We start from the raw sequence: 3,585 nt of genomic DNA, 5'->3' as shown, positions 1-3,585 counted from the left end.
AGCACGCATTTTAGCACGAGTCACTAGGTAACGGCCTACGAAATAGCTAATGAAAGAACCTAAGATGAGTGGCACTTCCAATGTTGGAGGTAAGTAGATACCCATGCCAACTGCCAATGGAGGCAATGTTAAAGAAGCTGTTGTGCTCTTAAGAATCAAGTTAACGATGATTGCTACTACGCCAACACCAACGCCGATCAAGATGTAATCCCATTCCATACTAGAATTGAAGATACCTTGAGCAATTGTAGTCATCAAAGTTGCTTGTGGAGCGGATAATGCAGCATTAGGGTCCATTTCAGCACGTGGTAACGCACCTGTGAAGCCATATGCTTGGTAAAGCAAGTTAAGAACAGGAGCAATTGCAATTGCACCAGCTACGGAGCCAAGTAACAACGCAATTTGTTGACGCCAAGGTGTAGCACCAACGAGTTGACCTGTTTTCAAGTCTTGCAAGTTATCGTTAGAAATAGATGCAATCGCAATAACTACGGATGTCATAAAGATAGCCATAGCTGTAGCGAATTGTACGCCTGCTTCTGTAGCGAACAAGTTATTTTCAGAAGCGATGAAGTACACCACTAGGGAAGAAATAATAGTCGCCAAGATACCAATACCAGAGATTGGAGATGCAGATGTACCGATAAGGCCTGCCATGTAACCACATGCAGCAGCTACGAAGAAGCCGATTAGCAATGCTACAAGAACACCTACGATAACAAGTGTCCACATTAAGCCTGCGCTAATAGGTACTGCAGATACGAAGTCCCAGAATGTAAGAACTAAGCCTAAAAGAATGATACCGAACACGATGATAACAGATTTTGTGCTCATATCTGTATCCATACGATGCAACGCACGTTCACTAGAACTGCTGTTCATGGATTTAACAGAAATTTTCATACCTTCGATAATAGGTTTGATCAATGTAATCAAAGTCCAAATCGCTGCGATACCGATAGCACCTGCACCGATGAAACGAACTTTAGATTTCCAAACAGCCATTGCAAATTTAGCTGTAGCACCACCATCTGGAGCAAGCATGTTAGTCAAGTAAGGTACGAAGCCAGCCCAAGCGATGAGTACACCAACTAGGATAGCGATACCGGAAGCGATACCAATAAGGTAACCAGCACCTAACAACGCTGTAGAGAAGCCCAATGGAATTTGAGTAATACCTTTGCTACCTACAGGAAGCCAGAAGCTCATGCTGTCGCCAAGCACTTTGAAGCCATTCGCACAAAGACTGATAATACCAGCTACAAAACCACCGGATACGATATCTCCCATACCGGAGCTAGATTGAGATCCCTCGCCAGCATTGTGAGAGCCAACTTTCAAAATTTCTGCTGCTGCACGTCCTTCTGGATATGGTAGATCACTATTTACTACCATGGCACGACGCAATGGAATGGTGAATAATACACCAAGGGAACCACCGCATGCGCAGAGCAAGAATGTTTGCCAGAATGGGAAGCCATTCCAATAACCAAGCATTAATAGACCTGGCAAGATAAAGATAATTGCGGACAAAGTACCGGCTGCAGAAGCCTGTGTTTGTACCATGTTGTTTTCAAGAACGTTAGAATCCTTGAAGAAACGTAAAATTGCCATTGAAATAATGGCTGCCGGAATGGATGACGAGAATGTCAAACCAACCTTCAAACCGAGATATACGTTAGATGCTGTAAAAATTACAGTAATCAATGCACCAAGTAGCATCCCACGTAGTGTCAGTTCCGGCAGATGAAGGTCATGGCTCATAAAGTCATGTTTCATAAGTACTTACCTCCTCTGTGAAACTAGAGCTTACAACATATAATAAGCTACTTCCATTTTATCGTGTTAAAGCGCTGATTTCAATATATATGCGATATTTATAATGTATACATGTTTCATTAGACCATTAACTATGTAGGAAAAGGCAATAGTCCAAAAGCCTCCAAAGCCACCCACCCCGCTACGCGGGGCCGCTAAGTCGTTTTTGGACTGTCGCCTTTTCCCTCTCAAATCAATCTTCTATGAAACATGTATACAGATTAAATATAAATCATCGCATATATATTGGGAGAAGGGAAAAGATGTATATGCACAAATCGCATATACACCTCTCTTTTATATGAAAATAGAAATCATTATCTTTTATTCTGTACAAATATACAGGATTTTATATAATTAAATTACCGACGATAAGGTCGGCATGTCTTTTAAGGAGGTTGTAAACATTATGGAAACAAGAATTGAATATGATTCAATGGGACCAGTCGAAGTCGACGCTAGACGAATTTACGGACCTCAAACGCAACGCTCGTTCAATAACTTTAAGATCGGTGACCACCGCATCCCTATTGAACAAATCAAAGCGCTTGCGCTTGTAAAAAAAGCATGTGCTTTAACCAATGCAAAATGTGGCGCAGTAACTGAGGAAAAAGCGAAACTCATCGCTCAAGTAGTAGATGAGATCGTAGACGGCAAATGGGATGATGAATTCCCATTGACTGTATTCCAAACAGGTTCTGGCACACAAACTAACATGAATGTGAACGAGGTAATCGCTCACCGTGCTAAACAATTAGATGAAAGCAACCCGCTCCATCCTAACGACGATGTAAACCGCGGCCAAAGTACAAACGATACATTCCCTACGGCAATGCATATCTGTGCGTACTTTGAAATTACTACACGCGTAATTCCTGCATTGGACGGCCTTATCCAATCCTTCGAAAAATTGCAAGAAAAAGGTAAAGGCTTGCAAAAAGTTGGTCGTACGCATTTACAAGATGCTACTTTCATCATGGTGGACCAAGAAATCAGTGCCTTTGTAGAAGGCCTAAAAACTGCCAAAACTATGCTGGTGCAAAACGCTGACCACCTACTTGACGTAGCCCTCGGCGGCACTGCCGTTGGTACTGGTGTAAACACACCTAAAGGCTATCTAGACGTTATGGAAACTGTATTGCCAGAGGTAACAGGTGCTCCATTCCGCGTTAAGAATAACAAATTCCAAGGCCTATCTTTGAAAGATGCTTTCATGATGGCTCACGGCGCACTCAATACGTTGGCTACTACACTATTCAAAATCGCTAACGACGTCCGTTTCTTAGGATCTGGCCCTCGCTGCGGCTATGGCGAATGGCATCTTCCTGAAAACGAACCGGGCTCCTCCATCATGCCAGGCAAGGTAAATCCTACACAATGTGAAGCCTTGGCCATGGTATGCGCCCAAGTATTCGGTCATAATACGACTATGACACTCTGTGCAGGTAGCGGTGCATTCCAATTGAACGTGTACATGCCTATCATGATCTATGATTTTGTTGAAAGCTGTCGCCTCCTCTCAGACGCTATGAACTCTTTCACAACACACTGTATCGACGGCGTAGAATTTGTGCCTGAAAAACTCAACTTCTTCGTAGAACAATCCCTCATGATTGCTACATCCTTAACACCATACATCGGCTACGACAAGAGCGCTAAGGTTGTAAAAGAAGCATACAAACGCGGTTGCTCTATCAAAGAAATCATCTTGGAAGAAAAACTCATGACCGAAGACGAATTCGGTGAAGCAGTTCGCATGAAATAAAA

The 3,585-nt window shown here is 42.8% G+C and carries 2 protein-coding genes; one reads left to right on the top strand and one right to left on the bottom strand.

Going from position 1 to position 3,585, the window contains the following annotated elements; translation table 11 throughout:
- Positions 1–1,779, bottom strand: a 1,779-nt coding sequence (locus tag Q7P05_RS05995; RefSeq protein ID WP_303931065.1) for an OPT family oligopeptide transporter, incomplete at its 3' end; no start/stop codon positions are given.
- A 448-nt stretch (positions 1,780–2,227) separates the two neighbouring features.
- Here Q7P05_RS05995 and Q7P05_RS05990 point away from each other — a divergent pair.
- The gene (locus tag Q7P05_RS05990) at positions 2,228–3,583 is read left to right on the top strand and encodes a lyase family protein (protein WP_303931062.1); all 1,356 of its coding nucleotides are present in this window, start codon (positions 2,228–2,230) and stop codon (positions 3,581–3,583) included.
- Positions 3,584–3,585 lie beyond the last annotated feature (2 nt).

This window comes from Veillonella dispar (assembly GCF_937975875.1).
Classification (GTDB): domain Bacteria; phylum Bacillota; class Negativicutes; order Veillonellales; family Veillonellaceae; genus Veillonella; species Veillonella dispar_B.
This window is presented reverse-complemented; position numbering and strand designations above follow the sequence as displayed.

Excerpts from the sequence above, each read along its gene's own strand:
- Q7P05_RS05990 (WP_303931062.1), top strand. The coding sequence starts at position 2,228 with ATGGAAACAAGAATTGAATATGATTCAATGGGACCAGTCGAAGTCGAC.